Genomic DNA, 16271 nt, shown 5'->3' on the forward strand with positions numbered 1-16271 from the left:
AATGATCTCAATCGTGTTGATCATCACGCCATGATGACCGAACGTATGAGCTAGCGTTCCGAAGCGTGATCAACACCTCGCTCCCCTCTGACCAGGCAGCTTCAACCGCTGCAGCGCTGACGCGGGCCCTCTTCGGCGAACAACTGGAGCAACTCCACGAGCCCTGGCGCAAGCTGTTCAGTACTGAGCCGTTCCGCTTCAGGGAAGGGCTGTCACCCGATGAACGTGCCGTGCTGTCATACGAACGTTTACACCTGATCAACGACGCACTCGACAGCCCCGAGGACTTCGTGGTCGACGTGGAACGACTCGCGGCACTCCACGAATGGGTCGGCCCGGTGGACGCGGGACTGGGAACAGTGGCGAGTATCCACTACAACCTCTTCCTCGGCAGCCTCCTCGACCACACATCGGGCCCGAACCGTGATCTGCGGGAGTTCGCCGAGCTGCGGCGTACGGGAACGTTCCTGTGTACGGAGGCCGGGCACGGCAACAGCGCCGCGCAACTGGAGACCACCGCCACGTATGAACGAACCACGGGCGAGTTCGTGCTGAACACTCCCCATGAGGCCGCCCGCAAGTTCATGCCGAACACCAGCTCCACCGGCGGTCCCAAAACCGCTGTCGTCGCCGCCCGCCTCATCACGGACGGCAAAGACCGGGGTGTCTTCCTGTTTCTTACTCCACTCAGCGACGATGCCGGGCTCCCGATGCCAGGAGTCGAGATACGCAGGCTGCCACAGACAGCCACCGCCGCCGTCGACCACTGTGTTACTTCCTTCGACCATGTCCGGCTGCCACAGGAAGCGCTTCTGCAGTCCGACCACGGATCCCTCACACCGGAAGGCGTCTTCACCAGTTCGATCGGCAGCCCCCGCAAGCGCTTCCTGCGCTCCATCGGCCGAGTCACCGCCGGCAAGCTCTGCATGAGCGGCTACAGCCTCGGTGTCACGCGCCACGCGCTCGCCGTAGCCGTACGGCACGCCCACACGAGGCAGACTTCCGGCGTGGCGGCCCGCGGCAGCGTTCCGCTGTTCGCTCACCGCAGTCACCACACCCCACTCCTCGACGCCATCGCCACCACCTACGCCGCGACTCTCCTGCACCGCGCCGCGGTACGGCAGTGGGCGCAGGCAACGGAGTCGGAACGGGAGAACGCTGAGCGGTTCGCGGCCATAGCCAAGGGCTGGATCACCTGGCGAGCCCGCGCCGTCATGACTGAGTGCCGTGAACGCTGTGGTGCGCAGGGGCTCTTCCTGGCCAACGGAATCGCGGGACAGCTGGCAGCCAACGAGGGAACCATCACGGCGGAAGGCGACAACCTCGTCATCTGGGTCAAGGCTGCGGGCGAAATGCTTCTTGGCCACTTCACTCCGAAGGCGTCCCATGATGCGCCGCCCGAGGACCGCGACCTCGACGATCCGGTCTTTCTTCAAGACCTCTTGGCGGGCATCGAACGCATCTGGCATCAGCGTGCACGTACACGCCTGCGCAGCGGCAAGGCCGGCAACCCTCTCAACCGGTGGAACACCACCGTCACACCGGCTCTGGAACTGGTCGACGCCTACGCACACCGCCAGGCTGCCCAAGCTCTTCTGGACGCTGCCATCCAGGCTGATCACCCTGAAGCGGAGCGCCAACTACGATCGCTGCACCGTCTGTTCACCCTGCGTCGCGTCGCGGCCCACAGTGGGGACCTGCTCGCGGAGGGATACCTGACCAGTGATCAGGTGAGGCAGCTCCCCGACGAGGCCGAGAGCGTCGTCGCAGACCTCGCACCCCAGGCCGTGACGCTCACGAACGGATTCGCCGTCGTGGACGAGGTTTTCCTCGATCACCCCATCAACCGTCCTGAAGGCTACGAAGGCAGCTCGCTGCCCTTGTGAGAGCCTCCGGCCGGCGCGGAATGCCGACTGTGTGACCGCGTCGTGGGACCACGCGCGTCACGAGGACGGAGACGTTCGTGCCGTCGGCGTACGGCGACGGTCGTTCCTGGCCGGCTCGGGGCCGAGAGACGGCCACTGTTTCTCGGAAGTGTGACCTCGGCGCCGTGCGCGCGGCGGCGTGCGCACGACAGGTGGGTGTGGAAGAGGAACCACCGGTCGCAGCGCGGGTTGCTCATCAGTGCCTCGGGCGTTCCGTGTCGGCGGTTCAGGTCTCTGAGTCAGGAATTCTGTTCGGACGTGCAGGCTTGTTCAATGGCGCGGATGGGGCGGCCGAAGGCCGAGGCGACACTGTCGGACGAGGAACGGGCCGCGCCCGAGGGGTGGGCCCGGCGTCGGGCCGCGCCGCAGGCGTGGGCACTGCGGTCCGGACCAGGACCGCGGGCGAAATCCTCGAACGCCTCGCCGGCTGTCTGAACAGAATCCCCGACTCGGAACATCAGTGCGTGTCCGCCCCCGGCAGCCCCAGAAAGCGCTCCGCGTTGCCGTGCGTGATCAGCCGACGGCTGCGGTCGTCGAGGAAGGCGCTCTTGCGGACCACCTCACCCACCGGCCGTTCCCCCAGCGGATACGGGTAGTCGCTGCCCACCATCACCCGGTCCGCGCCGACCGTATCGACCAGGAGCCGCAGGGCACGGTCGTCGAAGACGACCGAGTCGACGTAGAAGCGGCCCAGATAGTGCGAGGGTGGGCGCTCCGAGGTGCCGATGACATCATGCCTGCCGTGCCAGGCGTTCTCCATCCGGCCGAGCCAGAAGGCGAAGGACCCGCCGCCGTGCGCGAAACAGATCTTCAGCCGGTCGTCGATCCGGTCGAAGACGCCGCCCAGGATCAGGGCGAGGATCGACAGATGGGTCTCGGCGGGCATGGCCGTGAGCCACTGCGCCATCCACCGGTCCAGTCGCGGTGAACTCGCCATGTCCCAGGGGTGCACGAACACCGGCACATCGAGCGAGGCACAGTGCTGGAGGAAGGTCACGACGCCTTCGCTGTCCAGGTCGCGGTCACCGACATGGTTGCCGATCTCCACCCCCCGGTGCCCGTTGGCGATGCTCCGTTCCAGCTCCCGGCAGGCCGCGTCGGGGTCCTGCAACGGCACCTGGCAGAACGGAATCAGCCGGTCCGGCGCCGGGGCGACAATCTCCAGCGCGAGGTCGTTGAAGATGCGCGAGACCTTCGCCGCCTCCGCCCCGCTGCGACCGTAGGTGAAGAACGCCGGGGTGGGGGAGACCACTTGGCGGTGCACACCGTCCGCGTCCATGTCCCGCAGCCGTGTATCGGCGTCCCAGGCATCGGCCTGGATCCGGCGGAACTCCTTGGAGCCCATCATGATCATGGCGTCGGACTCGGACTCGATCCGCAGCCATGGCGCCTGAGGACCGGCCTCGGCCGTCAGATCCGGCCAGCCGCGCGGAACGTAATGCGTATGGATGTCGATCGTGCGGTCCACGCTCAGCCCTTCCCGGGATGCAGGGCAGCGCAGTTCGGACACGTACGCGCCTTCTCGTCCCCGTAGAACCCGGCGAAGACCGGCGGCAGATCCGCGACGATGTCCCGCACCTGGAGCTCGACCTCATGGATCTTCGTGGCGCAGTCGGGGCAGTACCACTGGAACTTCTCCAGGGTTCCCTCCTCCCGGACCCGCTCGATGACCAGCCCGATCGAACCTGCGTCGGGCCGCTGCGGGGAGTGCGGCACATTGCCGGGCAGCAACCAGGCCTCGCCCTGCCGGATGTGCACGGTGCGCAGCCCGTCCTCGGTCATGACGTCGACACGCATATCGCCCTTGACCTGGTAGAACCACTCCTCGTACGGATCGAGGTGGAAATCGGTCCGCTGGTTGGGCCCGCCGACGATCTGGACGATGAAGTCCTGGCCCAGGGACATGGTGCGGTTGTTCACCGGCGGCTTGAGCAGGTGCTCGTGCTCGGTGATCCAGCCCTGGAAATCGATGACCGGGGGAATGGCGGTCATGAGGACACCTCCGTGCTGTGTTCTGCGGGTGACTGGCGGGGCCGCGGCAGATGGGCGACGGCCTGGATCTCGATCAGCAGATGGGGATGCGGCAGCTGGTGCACCGCGACGGTCGTCCGGGTCGGTCCGCTTTCGTCGAAGTACTCGCCGTAGACCTCGTTGTATCCGCCGAAGTCATTCATGGACACCAGATACGTGGTGATCTGCGCGATGTCGGAGAGCTCGGAGCCCACCTCGGCGAGGATGTCCCGGATGTTCTCGATCACCGCACGGGTCTGTGCCCGGATGTCCAGCCTCGTGGTGCCGAACTCATCGGCCTCGACGCCCACGAACGTGTTGTCGGGCCGGCGCGAACTGGTGCCGGAGACGAACACCAGGTCCCCGACGACCTTCACATGGGGGAACCGCCCGCGCGGAGTGGCCTTGCCCTCGATCACCCGTGAACCGCTCATCAGTATCCCTTCACCGTGACGGACCCGATGCCCGCCACATCGCATTCGGTGACCCCCGCCACCAGCGGCACGGCCGCCGTGGCCGCCCCCGCGAGCACCACCTGGCCGGCTTCGAGGGGGATGCGGCGGCGCCGGCACATGTCCAGCAGGGCGTGCAGCGCGCGTACCGGGTCGCCGAGGACGGCGGCGGTCGACCCCACCGCTTCCGTCGCCGGGGTACGCAGCCGCACCGCACGGTTGGCGACGCTCTCCACCGGCCGCCACGGGCCGATCGCGTAGCCGGCGGCGGAGGTGTTGTCCGCGACGACATCGGTGTACGTGAACCGGAAGTCCCGGTAACGCGAGTCGATGATCTCGATGGCCGGAGCCACCGCGTCCACACAGGACTCGATGTCCGTCAGCGGATCGTCCAGGTCCACGTCCCGGCAGAGCCGGTAGGCGACCTCGGGCTCCGCCTTCGGGTGGATGAAGCGTGACAGGTCGACCTCGTCGCCGCCCGCGAACCGCATCATGTCCGTGAGCCGGCCCACGATCACATCGCCGACGCCCATCTGTGCCATCTTGGCCTTGCTGGTGAACCCCAGTTTCACGCCCACGACCCGCTCGCCGCGCGCCACCCGCAGCTCCAGCAGCGCGGCCTGCACGGCGTACGCGTCGTCGATGTCGAACTGATGGCTGTCGGCGAGGCTCGGGGTGTCCGTACGGGACGTCTGCGCCGTGTCCAGCCGCTGCGCCAGCGTGCTTGTCAGTTCTGCCGAAATCACTTGCTGCTCCCTTCCGTCAGGCCCTCGCGTCGCGCGGCCAGGTCCAGTGCGATGTCCACGATCAGATCCTCCTGGCCGCCCACCATCTGGCGCCGTCCGACCTCGAGCAGAATCTGCCGGGTGTCGACCCCGTAGCGTCGCGCCGCGCGCTCGGCATGCAGCAGGAAGCTGGAGTAGACACCGGCGTAGCCGAGGGTCAGGGTCTCCCGGTCCACCTGCACCGGCCGGTTGCGCAGCGGGCGGACGATGTCGTCGGCGGCGTCCTGGAGCGCGAACAGATCGCAGCCGTGCTCCCAGCCCAGCAGATCGGCGACGGCGACGAACGGCTCCGCCGGACAGTTGCCGGCCCCGGCTCCCTGCCCCGCCAGCGCCACATCGACGCGGTAGGCACCGTGCTCCACGGCGGTCACACTGTTGGCGACCGAAAGCGAGAGGTTCTCATGGGCGTGGATGCCGATCTCGGTCGCCTCGTCCAGCACCTCGCGGTACGCATCGACCCGGGCGGCGACATCGCGCATTGTCAGACGTCCCCCGGAGTCGGTGACATAGACGCAGTGCGCTCCGTACGACTCCATCAGCTCGGCCTGCCGGGCAAGTCCCTCGGGGGAGTTGAGATGGCTCATCATCAAGAACCCCGACACATCCATCCCGTTCTCCCGCGCCCAGGAGATGTGCTGCGCGCTGACGTCCGCCTCGGTGCAGTGCGTCGCGATGCGTACGCTGCGCACCCCGAGGGCGTGGGCACGGCGCAGATGGTCGATGGTGCCGATGCCCGGCAGCAGCAGCGTCGTCAGCTTCGCGTTTTCGAGGACGTCCGCCGCGGCCTCGATCCACTCCTCGTCGCTGTGCGCGCCGAACCCGTAGTTCGCGCTCGATCCGCCGAGACCGTCGCCGTGCGCGACCTCGATGGCCGCGACCCCGGACCGGTCGAGCGCGGAGACGATCCGGCGCACCTGTTCAACGGTGTACATGTGCCCCATCGCGTGCATGCCGTCGCGGAGGGTCACGTCCTGGACGTACAGCTTCATGCGGTCACCCATCCTCGGAGCGCGGCGATCTTCTCCGCGGTGCGGACCGCCGCGGAGGTCATGATGTCGAGATTGCCCGCGTAGTCGGGCAGGTAGTGGCCGGCGCCGAGCACCTCCAGGAACACCGACACCCGGACCCCGGTGACCCGTCGGCCCAGGGCGGGGACGACGGTGTCCTCGACCGGGTCGAACTGCACCTCCTGCTTGAGCCGGTAGCCGGGCACGTACTCCCGCACGGACTGTGCCATCTGCTGCACGGAGGCCACGATCCGGTCCCGGTCGGCGCCGGACAGCACGCCCTCGACGAGGCAGAAGACCGTGTCGCGCATGGCGAGCGGTGGCTCCGCCGGGTTGAGCACGATGATGGCCTTGCCGACCTCGGCGCCGCCGACCAGCCGGATCGCCTCGCTCGTCGTCTCGGTGAACTCGTCGATATTGGCCCGGGTGCCGGGACCGGCCGACTTCGATGCGATGGAGGCGACGATCTCCCCGTACGCGACCGGAGCGATCCGGGAGATCGCGGCCACGACCGGAATGGTCGCCTGGCCGCCGCAGGTCACCATGTTGACGTCTCCGGCGGCCAGATGCTCGTCCAGATTGACCGACGGCACGACGAACGGCCCGAGAGCCGCGGGAGTGAGGTCGATCATCAGCTTCCCGTGCTCCGCGGCGAGCTGTGCGTTGCGCACATGGGCCTTGGCCGAGGTCGCGTCGAAGATCACCTCGATGTCCGCGAACTCGGGCATCGCCACGAGGCCGTCGACACCGCGATGCGTGGTGGCGACCCCCAGCCGGGCGGCGCGGGCCAGCCCGTCGGAGTCCGGGTCGATCCCCACCATCGCGCCCATGCGCAGCGACTTCGAGAGCCGCAGCACCTTGATCATGAGGTCGGTTCCGATGTTGCCGGACCCGATGACGGCGACCGGAACGGTGCCGGATGCGGTGGAACTCACTTGCCCTCCTCCTCGATGACTGCTTCGACCTCGCCCAGACCGTCCAGCGCCAGCCGGTACCGGCCAGGACCGTTGACCGGCACCATCGGGCCGAGCGCCCCGGACATGACCACGTCGCCGGCCCGCAACGGCTGCTCCCGTGCGGCCAGTTCACGTGCCAGCCAGGCCACGGCGACGACGGGTGAGCCGAGGCAGGCGTGGCCGGCACCGAAGGAGACCGGCTCGCCGTCCCGCTGGAGCACCATGCCGACCCGGGAGAGGTCGAGCCCGCTCAATGAATACGGGGTGGTGCCGAGCACGACCGCGCCGCTGGACGCGTTGTCGGCGACGGTGTCGGTGATGGCCAGGTCCCAGCCGGTGATCCGGGAGTCGACGATCTCGATGGCGGGCAGCACGAACTCGGTGGCCCGCAGCACATCGGCGACACCCGCACCGGGCCGGTCGATGTCCCGGCCGAGCACGAACGCGATCTCACCCTCCGCACGCGGCTGAAGGAATCGGTTCAGCGGCAGCGGTTCGGTGTGCGCGTACATCATGTCGTCGAAGAGCACCCCGAAGTCCGGCCGGAACACATCGAACTGCTGCTGCACGGCAGGGGCGGTGAGGCCGATCTTGGCGCCCACCACCCGGGCCCCGGCCGCGCTTCTGGCGGCGGCGAGACGTTGTTGCACCTCATAGGCGGCGTCGACGTCGGCGCGGCCCAGGAACTCCCGGACGGGAGGACACGGGGTGCGGGTGGCGGCGGCGGCCGTCAGGCGTGCCACGGCCGCGTCGATCCGCGTGGACAGGCGGGGGTTGTCGTGATCGGTCACAGCTGTACGCACACATTCGTCGGCTCGGTGTAGAAGTGCAGGGAGGAAGCGCCGCCCTCGCGGCCGATGCCGGAGAGCCCGACACCGCCGAACGGGGAGCGCAGATCGCGCAGGAACCAGGTGTTGACCCAGGCCATTCCGACGTTCATCGCCTGGGCCACCCGGTGCCCGCGGCGCAGGTCATTGGTCCATACCGAGGCCGCGAGGCCGTACTCGGTGTCGTTGGCCAGAGCGATCGCCTCCGCTTCGGTGTCGAAGGGGATCAGGGCGGCCACCGGACCGAAGATCTCCTCGCGCACGGCCCGGTCCGCGTTGGTCAGCCCCGTCCACAGCGTCGGCTCGATCCAGGAACCGCCCGCAAGTTCGGGGCCGAGCTGCGGCACGCCGCCGCCGGTGAGCACCTTCGCCCCGGCCTGCTCGGCCAGCTCGAAGTAGCCCAGCACCTTGTTCCGGTGCGTCTGGGAGATCAGCGGTCCGGTGGTGGTCCGCTCGTCGGTCGGCCGCCCGAGCCGCAGGACCCGGGCCCGCTCCGTGAGCCCCTCGGCGATGTCGGCGAAGACCGAGCGCTGCACGTAGACCCGCTCGGTGCACAGACAGACCTGACCGGTGTTGGTGAAGACCGACTTGGTCAGCCCGGTCAGCGCCTCGTCCAGGTCGACGTCGTCGAAGACGATGGCGGCGTTCTTCCCGCCGAGTTCGAACGACACCGGGCGGACCCGGGGCGCGACGGTCTTCATGACGTGCGAGCCGGTCGCGGACGAACCGGTGAAGGTCACGCCGTCGATCCCCGGGTGCGAGGTCACGTACTCACCGGCGGAGTCGCCGCCGAAGCCGTGGACGACGTTGTACACCCCGGCGGGCAGCCCGACCTCGGCAAGCACCTCGGCCAGCAGCGTGGCCGTGGCGGGGGTCTCCTCGCTGGGCTTCACGACCAGGGCGTTGCCGCACGCCAGGGCCGGGGCGACCTTCCAGGTCAGCAGCAGGAGGGGCAGATTCCACGGGACGACGACCGCGACGACGCCGAGCGGCTTGCGCACCGCGTAGTTGAGGGCCTGCCGACCGCCCGCGAGGTCGGTGAGGAAGGACTCCTGTCCGGCGGCGGCCACCACATCGGCGAAGGTGCGGAAGTTCGCCAGAGCACGCGCGACGTCGAGCTCGCGCGCCTGGGTGACGGGCTTGCCGGTGTCGGCGACCTCCGCGGTGACGAACTCCTCGAAGCGCTCCTCGATCCGGTCCGCGGTGCGCCGCAGCAGCGCCGCGCGCTCCCGTACCGGCGTCGTCGCCCATCCGTCGTGCAGGGCCCGCCGGGCCGATGCCACGGCACGGTCCACCAGGGCTCTGTCGGCCTCGTGCACCCGGGCGAACACCTGGCCGGTGGCGGGGTCGGTCTTGTCGAAGCTGCGGTTCTCGTCGGGCTCCACGAACTGCCCGGCCACGAAGTTGCGGATCCACCGCCCAGTCTCTGCCGTCATGCGTCCCACTGTGATCGGCGCAGTTATGCCGGACAAATGCGATTCTTGTGCGCAGCCATACCCGAAGAGGCATACCTGGTTCACTGGTTCGGTGACAGGGGGGCGGGCAGTAGCCAGGGCGCTCAGACATACCCGAACGGGCATGGCGGGTCCCCGATTCGGTATTGGTGTGTCATGTCTCAGGGCATCAGGATCCACGGTTAACGACGGGTGAAGCCCGGCCGTCGTAGCGGCTGTCCGGGGCGAACCGTCCCCAGCCCGCCATCCAAGTGATAGGTCACCCCGTGAACACTTCACCTCACGAAGAACACTCGGGCGGCGCCCGAGCCACTGCCGGCAGAACCGCCCTCGCCACGCTCGCAGGCACCACGCTGGAGTGGTACGACTTCTTTCTCTACGGCACGGCCGCGGCGCTCATCTTCAACGAGCAGTTCTTCCCCTCGCTGAGCCCGGCCGCCGGTACCCTGGCCGCCTTCAGCACCTTCGCCGTCGGCTTCATCGCACGTCCGCTCGGCGGCCTGGTCTTCGGTCACTACGGGGACCGCATCGGCCGCAAGGCGACGCTGGTGGTCTCCCTCGTACTGATGGGGATCGGCTCCACCCTCATCGGCGCCATCCCGAGTTACGACTCCATCGGCTTCTGGGCCCCGGTCCTCCTGGTCACCCTGCGTATCATCCAGGGCATCGGACTCGGCGGCGAGGGCGCCGGAGCGACCCTGATGTCGATGGAACACGCACCGCAGGGCAAGAAGAACCTGTACGCGGGTTTCCCACAGATGGGCACACCCGGCGGCCTGGTCCTGGCCAACGTCATCTTCCTGGCCACCAACTCGGCTCTGGGCGACCACGCGTTCACCTCGTGGGGCTGGCGCATCCCGTTCCTGCTCAGCTTCGTGCTGGTCGCCGTGGGGCTGGTGATCCGGCTGAGGGTGACCGAGTCCCCGTCCTTCGACCGCGTACTCGCCCAGGACGAAGTGGTCAGGTTCCCGCTGGCCGAGTCCCTCAAGGTCGGCTTCCCCAGGCTCGCACTGACCCTGCTCGCCGTCGTGGCGAACTCGGCCGTCGCCTATGTGTTCATGGTCTTCACCCTGTCCTACGGCTCCCAGCACCTCGACTACGACAAACAGTTCCTCATCGTGAGTGTGACCGTCGCGGCGGCCCTGTGGTTCGTGACCATCCCGGTGTGGACGCGGTTCGCCGACCGGCACGGCCGGCGCACCATGTTCATCGCCGGATCCGCCGTCATCCTCGTGTGGTGTGTCGCCTTCTTCCCGCTGCTCAACACCGGCAATTCCGCCCTCGCGGTGGTGGCGCTGCTCGGCATGGGCCTCATCATCCCGGTCACCCACTGCGTGCAGGGCAGCATCATTGTCGACACCTTCCCCGTCAACGTCCGCTACTCGGGCTCCTCGCTGATCCTGCAGGGCGGCGCCATCCTCGGCGGCGGTCTCGCCCCCATGATCTCCACGGCGCTGCTCAACTCGGGCGGTTCGTCGACCGGGGTGACGTGGTACCTCGTCGGGATCTGTGCCGTCAGTCTGGCCGGCGCCGTCGCCCTGTTCCGCCTGGTGCCCGAGGAAGCGCCCGAACCGGTGCGGGCCCCGGCCGAATCGCTCTCCGGGGGCAGCGCATGACCGGTCCCGCCGTGGTGCGGTCCGGCCCGATCCGCTACGCCGTGGCCGAACGCTTCGCGCGGCCCCGCCCGGTGCACGGTCACGACACCCGCCCGTCGAGCGGTGAGATCTGTCCGCAGCCGCCATCCAGGCTCGACGCGGTGATGGGGGCGCCGCTCGACCGGCGCCCGCAGGGCGAGGACTGCCTGAACCTGACGGTCACCACACCCGCCCGCGACACCGCGGCGCGGCCGGTGATGGTCTGGCTCCATGGCGGCGGGTTCAGCAGCGGCGCGGGCCTCATGGACTGGTACGACGGCGGCGCACTCGCCACCGAGGGCGATGTCGTCGTCGTGGCCGTCAACTACCGTCTGGGCGCGCTCGGATACCTCTGCCTCGACGGCGTCGCCGAGGGCAACCTCGGCCTGTACGACCAGCTCGAAGCACTCCGCTGGGTGAACGCGAACATCGCCGCGTACGGAGGCGACCCCGCAGATGTCACCGTCTTCGGGCAGTCCGCCGGAGCACTCTCCATCCGGCTGCTGATGGAGCTGCCCGAAGCCCAAGGGCTGTTTCACCGTGCGATCCTGCAAAGCGCACCGTTGGCGATCGCGACACGGTCCCGGGCCGAAGCCGCCGCCCTCGGCCGGATCTTCACCGAACGGCTCGCGGCCCACGCCCCCGGCGTCGCCCCGCGGACCGCCGACCCCGCCGCCGTACTCGCGGCACAGCGGGACACCGCCCTCGCCCACCGGGAACGCTCCGGCTCGACCCTGGAACCACCGTTCGGCCCGGTCGAGACGGGCGGTGTCTTCCTCGACGCACAGGTACGCGGCATGGACATCATGTACGGCTGGAACGCGGACGACATGTCCGCCTTCCCCGGTGAGAAGAGTGAGAACGGCGACCCGGCCGAGCCGACTCGCCGGATGTACGCCGAGCCGCTCGCCGCCCTCGGCCGGCGGCTCGCGCGGGCCGGGGCCCGGGTCCACGCCTACCGACTGGACTGGCGCCCGACAGGATCCGCGTACGGCGCCACCCACTGCCTGGAACTGCCGCTGCTCCTGGGCTCCCGGGCTGCCTGGCAGCAGTGCCCGATGCTGGGGGACACCACCTGGGCCGAGGCGGACGAGCTGGGCAGAGCAATGCGCGCCACCTGGACGGCATTCGCCCGCACTGGTCGTCCCGGCACCGTCGCCCCACCATTCACCTGCCGAGAGATCCCCGCCCCACAGCCGTAGAAACCGGCGGGCCCGACTACCGTTGCGCCGCGCCCACGACGGGATCCAGCAGCTCGACGACCCGGAACCGTTCGGCGACGACCATCGTGTCGTCGTCCACCGTGAACTCCGGGTCGCCGAGCGCATCCCGCATCTCCTGGCTGTGCCAGAATTTCTCGTGACCCGCACGCCACTCGGCCACCGAGGTATCGCCCTCGCCCTCGTCGATCGCATGCTGAAGGTCGACGTCGCCGAGGCGCAGCACCCGTACCTCCGTCACCTCCAGCACTGCGATCTCCCGGCCGTCCGAGTCGATCAGCGCGGACCGCTCACCCACCGGAGGCAGCTCCTCCTTCTCCGCCTCGTACTCCGCGAGCAGCCCGGTCGTCGACACCTTCACGCCGGCGAGCGCCGCCCCCACCAGCCGATCGCGCAGCGGTCCGGGGAAGGCGAGCAGAAAGGGTTTGAGAGGTTCACGGTTCGACATGGCGCCAAGTCTGACATGTTCGGCCGGGCAGGGCGCCGGGACGCGCCCCCGGTCGGGGTACGTCAACTATGCGGGGAACGAGCAGAGTTGACATCAGGTGCGGGCGAGTGCACGCGGCCCCCGGTGCCCTGCGGCCGCAGGCGCTCGAACAGTCGCCCTTTCGACGCCGAAGGCACACCCCCGGGCCGCCGTGTCGTCCTGGCCATGCCCTTCACCTTCGTCCACGACCGGCCGGCGCTCGCGACCGGGATCGTGCCGGCCGGGCACATGGCAATGGCGCCCGCCGACCCGGGGGCACGCCGTGGCATGCGCACCGGGTCGGTCGAGCGCCATGGGGCACGGTCACAGCATGCGCTGTGGGGGGAGGACCGTGCGGGCGGCCGCTAGCTAGAGGACTAGCGACAGCAGCAGGATGAAGGCCAGCGAGACCACGGAGATGATGGTCTCCATCACCGACCAGGTCTTCACCGTCTGGCCGACGTCCATGCCGAAGTACTCCTTCACCAGCCAGAACCCGGCGTCATTGACATGGCTGAAGAAGAGCGAGCCCGCGCCGACGGCGAGGACCAGCAGTGCGGCCTGGGACGTCGACATGTCGGCGGCCAGCGGGGCGACCAGACCGGCCGCCGAGATGGTGGCCACGGTCGCCGAACCGGTCGCGAGCCGGATCGCGACGGCGATCAGCCAGCCCAGCAGCAGTGCCGGGATCGACCAGTCCTTGGAGAAGTCCAGGATCATCTGGCCCACACCGGCGTCGATGAGGGTCTGCTTGAAACCGCCGCCGGCACCCACGATCAGCAGCACACCCGCGATCGGGGCGAGGGACTTCTCGACGGTGGTGGAGAGCCGGCCCTTGGTGAAACCGGCCGCCCGGCCCAGCGTGAACATGCCGACTATGACGGCCGCGAGGAGCGCGATCAGCGGTGAGCCGATCACATCGGTGACCCGCTGGACGTGGTTCTCCGGATTGTCCACGACGATGTCGACCAGGGCCTTGACCAGCATCAGCACGACGGGCAGCAGAATCGTCGCCAGGGTGGCGCCGAAGCTGGGCCGACGGTCCAGTTCCTGCGAAGGACGCTGCGGAATCATCTTCTCCGGAGCCTTGATGTCCACCCAGCGCGCGGCGTAGCGGGAGAAGACCGGCCCCGCGATGATCACGGTCGGGATCGCGACCAGCACGCCCAGCCCGAGCGTGACACCGAGGTTGGCGCCGAGAGCGTCGATCGCCACCAGCGGGCCGGGGTGCGGCGGAATCAGCCCGTGCATCACGGAGAGGCCGGCCAGCGCCGGGATACCGATCCGCATCAGGGAGTAGTTGCCGCGCTTGGCGACGAGCAGCACCACCGGGATCATCAGCACGATCCCGACCTCGAAGAACAGCGGCAGACCGATGATCGAGGCGATCAGGACCATCGCCCACGGCATGGCCCGCCCGCTCGCCTTCGCGAGGATCGTGTCGACGATCTGGTCCGCGCCGCCGGAGTCGGCGAGCAGCTTGCCCAGAATGGCGCCGAGCGCGATGAGGACACCGACACCCGCGACGGTCGAGCCGAGGCCCGCGGTGAAGCTGGCGATGGTCTTGGCCGGTGCGGCGCCGGCGAACGAGCCGAGCGCCAGTGAGCCGATGGTCAGCGCGAGAAACGCGTGCATCTTGAACTTGGTGATGAGCAGAACGATGAGGGCGATGCCCGCCAGGACTGCGATGCCCAACTGCGCGTTGCCTGCCGAGGTGATCGGTTCGACGGCATCCGCTGCCAGCATCTCGACGCTGAGACTGGTCACGGTGGTGATCCTTAGTTTTCGAGCCGGCGCAATGCGGCGACGGCTCGCTGGGTGATTTCTTCGGGGGTGCCGGACACAGCGACGGCGATGCCGGACTCGTCGTCCTGCAGCGGTTGCAGGGTGGCGAACTGCGAGTCGAGCAGTGCGGTGGGCATGAAGTGGCCCTTGCGCTTCGCCATGCGCTCCTCGATCAGGGCGCGGTCGCCGGTCAGATGGAGGAAGACGGCACCGGGGGCCTCTGCCCGCAGCCGGTCCCGGTAGACCCGCTTGAGCGCCGAGCTGCTCACCACCCCGCCGAGCCCCGCCCGGTCGTGCGCCCACTGGCCGATCGCATCGAGCCAGGGCCACCGGTCGGAGTCGTCCAGCGGGGTACCGGCCGACATCTTGGCGATGTTCGCCGCAGGATGGAAGTCATCGCCCTCGGCGTACGGAACGCCGAGTTCGGCGGCGAGCAGGGGGCCGATCGTGGTCTTGCCGGTCCCTGCAACGCCCATCACCACGACGACGTGGGGGGTGCTCATTGGTGGTGCCTCGCTGTCTACTTCGACGTCTTCCTCGACATCGGTCCGTCGCGCTACTGAAACCCATACGTACGACTTATTCAAGATGCTGTGACATAAACGTCGTACTTTTTGTTCGCGAAGGGTGCCCCGTAGGCTGTGCCCATGACCACACAGGGCCCTGGGCTGCATACACATGTGCTGGACACCCTGGGTCTGGAGATCGCCGCGGGGGAGCACCGGCCGGGACAGGTACTGCGTACCGACGAGCTGGCCCAGCGCTTCGACGTCTCGCGCACGGTCGTACGCGAAGTGGTCCGCGTCCTGGAGTCCATGCACCTGGTCGAGTCCCGGCGCAGGGTCGGCGTGACCGTACAGCCGACCGAGGCGTGGAATGTCTACGATCCGCAGGTCATCCGGTGGCGGCTGGCCGGCGCCGACCGCCCGCGCCAGCTGCGCTCCCTGACCGTGCTGCGCTCGGCGATCGAACCGGTCGCGGCCGGCCTCGCCGCCCGTAACGCCACCCCGGAGCAGTGCGCGGCCCTCACCGAGTGCGCGCTGGGCATGGTCGCCACCTCGCGCGGCCAGCAGCTGGAGGGGTATCTGGAGCACGACATCGCGTTCCACCGGATCGTGCTCAACGCCTCCGGCAACGAGATGTTCGCGCGGCTCGGCGATGTCGTCGCAGAGGTCCTGGCGGGACGCACCCACCACCAGGTGATGTTCGAGGACCCCGACCCGGCTGCGGTCACCCTCCACGTCCGGCTCGCCGAAGCGGTGCGCGAGGGCGACGCGGTGGCTGCGGAACGGCTGACGAAGGAGATCGCGGTGGGGGCCCTGCACGAGCTGGACGTGCTCGCGCCCTGAGGTCCGTCTCCCGGCACCGTCGTGCGTTCGTGCTCCCCGGACCGTCCACCCCGACGACATCCCCCGGTTCCGCGAACTCGGCGCCACGGCCGGCATCCAGCCGCTCCGGGCCGCACACGAACGCAGATGGACGAGCGGGCTCGGCGTATGTGAACCATCTGGACGCCGCCGGATCCGTCCGCGCCGGAGCGCTCGCCGACCTGGTGGTCCCCGACCGCGACCCGTACGCGGGCCCAACCCAGGAGATCGGCCGGGCCCGCGCCCTGCGGACCTACGTGGGCGGCAGGCGGGTCCACGAGGTCTGAGACATGCGGCGACCCCCGCGGAACGCGCCGTCCTTGCCGTAGCCCAGGAGCGGGCTGAGGCTGTCGGGCTCGTAGGCGATTGCTACCACTGCCGAG

The 16271-nt window shown here is 68.9% G+C and carries 16 protein-coding genes and 1 pseudogene; 6 read left to right on the forward strand and 11 right to left on the reverse strand.

Going from position 1 to position 16271, the window contains the following annotated elements; genetic code table 11:
• Window positions 1–65: 65 nt before the first annotated feature.
• Entirely contained in the window at window positions 66–1886 is a 1821-nt protein-coding gene (locus ABTZ94_RS19860; protein WP_502967272.1) for an acyl-CoA dehydrogenase family protein, read from the forward strand.
• Window positions 1887–2382: 496 nt separating this feature from the next.
• On the opposite strand, the gene ABTZ94_RS19865 is transcribed toward ABTZ94_RS19860, so the two are convergent.
• The 8 genes from ABTZ94_RS19865 to ABTZ94_RS19900 are packed head-to-tail and all read right to left on the reverse strand — an operon-like array spanning window position 2383 to window position 9398.
• Window positions 2383–3393 carry an amidohydrolase family protein gene (locus ABTZ94_RS19865; RefSeq protein ID WP_351202366.1) on the reverse strand — a complete coding sequence of 337 codons (1011 nt, stop codon included), beginning with the start codon at window positions 3391–3393 and terminating at the stop codon, window positions 2383–2385.
• 2 nt (window positions 3394–3395) lie between these two features.
• Complete coding sequence (locus ABTZ94_RS19870; protein ID WP_351202367.1) at window positions 3396–3917, reverse strand: 3-hydroxyanthranilate 3,4-dioxygenase; 522 nt, start codon at window positions 3915–3917, stop codon at window positions 3396–3398.
• Complete coding sequence (locus ABTZ94_RS19875) at window positions 3914–4369, reverse strand: RidA family protein (RefSeq protein ID WP_351202368.1); 456 nt, start codon at window positions 4367–4369, stop codon at window positions 3914–3916. The genes ABTZ94_RS19870 and ABTZ94_RS19875 overlap by 4 nt, the downstream gene beginning before the upstream one ends.
• Window positions 4369–5133 (reverse strand): 2-keto-4-pentenoate hydratase, encoded by a 765-nt coding sequence (locus tag ABTZ94_RS19880; RefSeq protein ID WP_351202369.1) that lies wholly within the window; start codon window positions 5131–5133, stop codon window positions 4369–4371. Before ABTZ94_RS19880 ends, ABTZ94_RS19875 begins: the two co-directional genes overlap by 1 nt.
• Window positions 5130–6161, reverse strand: coding sequence for a 4-hydroxy-2-oxovalerate aldolase (gene dmpG / locus ABTZ94_RS19885; protein ID WP_351202370.1), 1032 nt, complete (start codon window positions 6159–6161; stop codon window positions 5130–5132). Before dmpG ends, ABTZ94_RS19880 begins: the two co-directional genes overlap by 4 nt.
• On the reverse strand, window positions 6158–7114 hold the full coding sequence (locus tag ABTZ94_RS19890; protein WP_351202371.1) for an acetaldehyde dehydrogenase (acetylating): 957 nt from the start codon (window positions 7112–7114) through the stop codon (window positions 6158–6160). Before ABTZ94_RS19890 ends, dmpG begins: the two co-directional genes overlap by 4 nt.
• Window positions 7111–7926 carry a 2-keto-4-pentenoate hydratase gene (locus tag ABTZ94_RS19895; protein WP_351202372.1) on the reverse strand — a complete coding sequence of 272 codons (816 nt, stop codon included), beginning with the start codon at window positions 7924–7926 and terminating at the stop codon, window positions 7111–7113. The genes ABTZ94_RS19890 and ABTZ94_RS19895 overlap by 4 nt, the downstream gene beginning before the upstream one ends.
• Window positions 7923–9398, reverse strand: a complete 1476-nt coding sequence (locus tag ABTZ94_RS19900; protein ID WP_351202373.1) for a 2-hydroxymuconic semialdehyde dehydrogenase — start codon at window positions 9396–9398, stop codon at window positions 7923–7925. Before ABTZ94_RS19900 ends, ABTZ94_RS19895 begins: the two co-directional genes overlap by 4 nt.
• Before the next feature lie 284 nt (window positions 9399–9682).
• Here ABTZ94_RS19900 and ABTZ94_RS19905 point away from each other — a divergent pair, with 284 nt between their 5' ends.
• On the forward strand, window positions 9683–11032 hold the full coding sequence (locus ABTZ94_RS19905; RefSeq protein ID WP_351202374.1) for an MFS transporter: 1350 nt from the start codon (window positions 9683–9685) through the stop codon (window positions 11030–11032).
• Entirely contained in the window at window positions 11029–12252 is a 1224-nt protein-coding gene (locus ABTZ94_RS19910) for a carboxylesterase family protein (protein WP_351202375.1), read from the forward strand. Before ABTZ94_RS19905 ends, ABTZ94_RS19910 begins: the two co-directional genes overlap by 4 nt.
• A gap of 16 nt (window positions 12253–12268) precedes the next feature.
• Here ABTZ94_RS19910 and ABTZ94_RS19915 read toward each other — a convergent pair whose 3' ends face one another.
• On the reverse strand, window positions 12269–12718 hold the full coding sequence (locus ABTZ94_RS19915) for an ASCH domain-containing protein (protein ID WP_351202376.1): 450 nt from the start codon (window positions 12716–12718) through the stop codon (window positions 12269–12271).
• A 213-nt stretch (window positions 12719–12931) separates the two neighbouring features.
• Here ABTZ94_RS19915 and ABTZ94_RS19920 point away from each other — a divergent pair.
• Window positions 12932–13105, forward strand: a pseudogene (locus ABTZ94_RS19920) (cytochrome b/b6 domain-containing protein); the annotation flags it as partial.
• Here the strand turns inward: ABTZ94_RS19920 and ABTZ94_RS19925 are convergent.
• Together ABTZ94_RS19925 and ABTZ94_RS19930 are read right to left on the reverse strand one after the other, a co-directional pair.
• Complete coding sequence (locus ABTZ94_RS19925) at window positions 13106–14503, reverse strand: GntP family permease (protein ID WP_351202377.1); 1398 nt, start codon at window positions 14501–14503, stop codon at window positions 13106–13108.
• Window positions 14504–14514: 11 nt separating this feature from the next.
• Window positions 14515–15024, reverse strand: coding sequence for a gluconokinase (locus tag ABTZ94_RS19930; protein ID WP_351202378.1), 510 nt, complete (start codon window positions 15022–15024; stop codon window positions 14515–14517).
• A gap of 144 nt (window positions 15025–15168) precedes the next feature.
• Between ABTZ94_RS19930 and ABTZ94_RS19935 the strand changes: the two genes are divergently transcribed.
• Window positions 15169–15870 carry a FadR/GntR family transcriptional regulator gene (locus ABTZ94_RS19935; RefSeq protein ID WP_351202379.1) on the forward strand — a complete coding sequence of 234 codons (702 nt, stop codon included), beginning with the start codon at window positions 15169–15171 and terminating at the stop codon, window positions 15868–15870.
• A 149-nt stretch (window positions 15871–16019) separates the two neighbouring features.
• Window positions 16020–16175, forward strand: coding sequence for a hypothetical protein (locus tag ABTZ94_RS19940; RefSeq protein WP_502967273.1), 156 nt, complete (start codon window positions 16020–16022; stop codon window positions 16173–16175).
• Window positions 16176–16271: the final 96 nt, after the last annotated feature.

Source organism: Streptomyces sp. NPDC002785, from assembly GCF_040295565.1.
GTDB lineage: Bacteria > Actinomycetota > Actinomycetes > Streptomycetales > Streptomycetaceae > Streptomyces.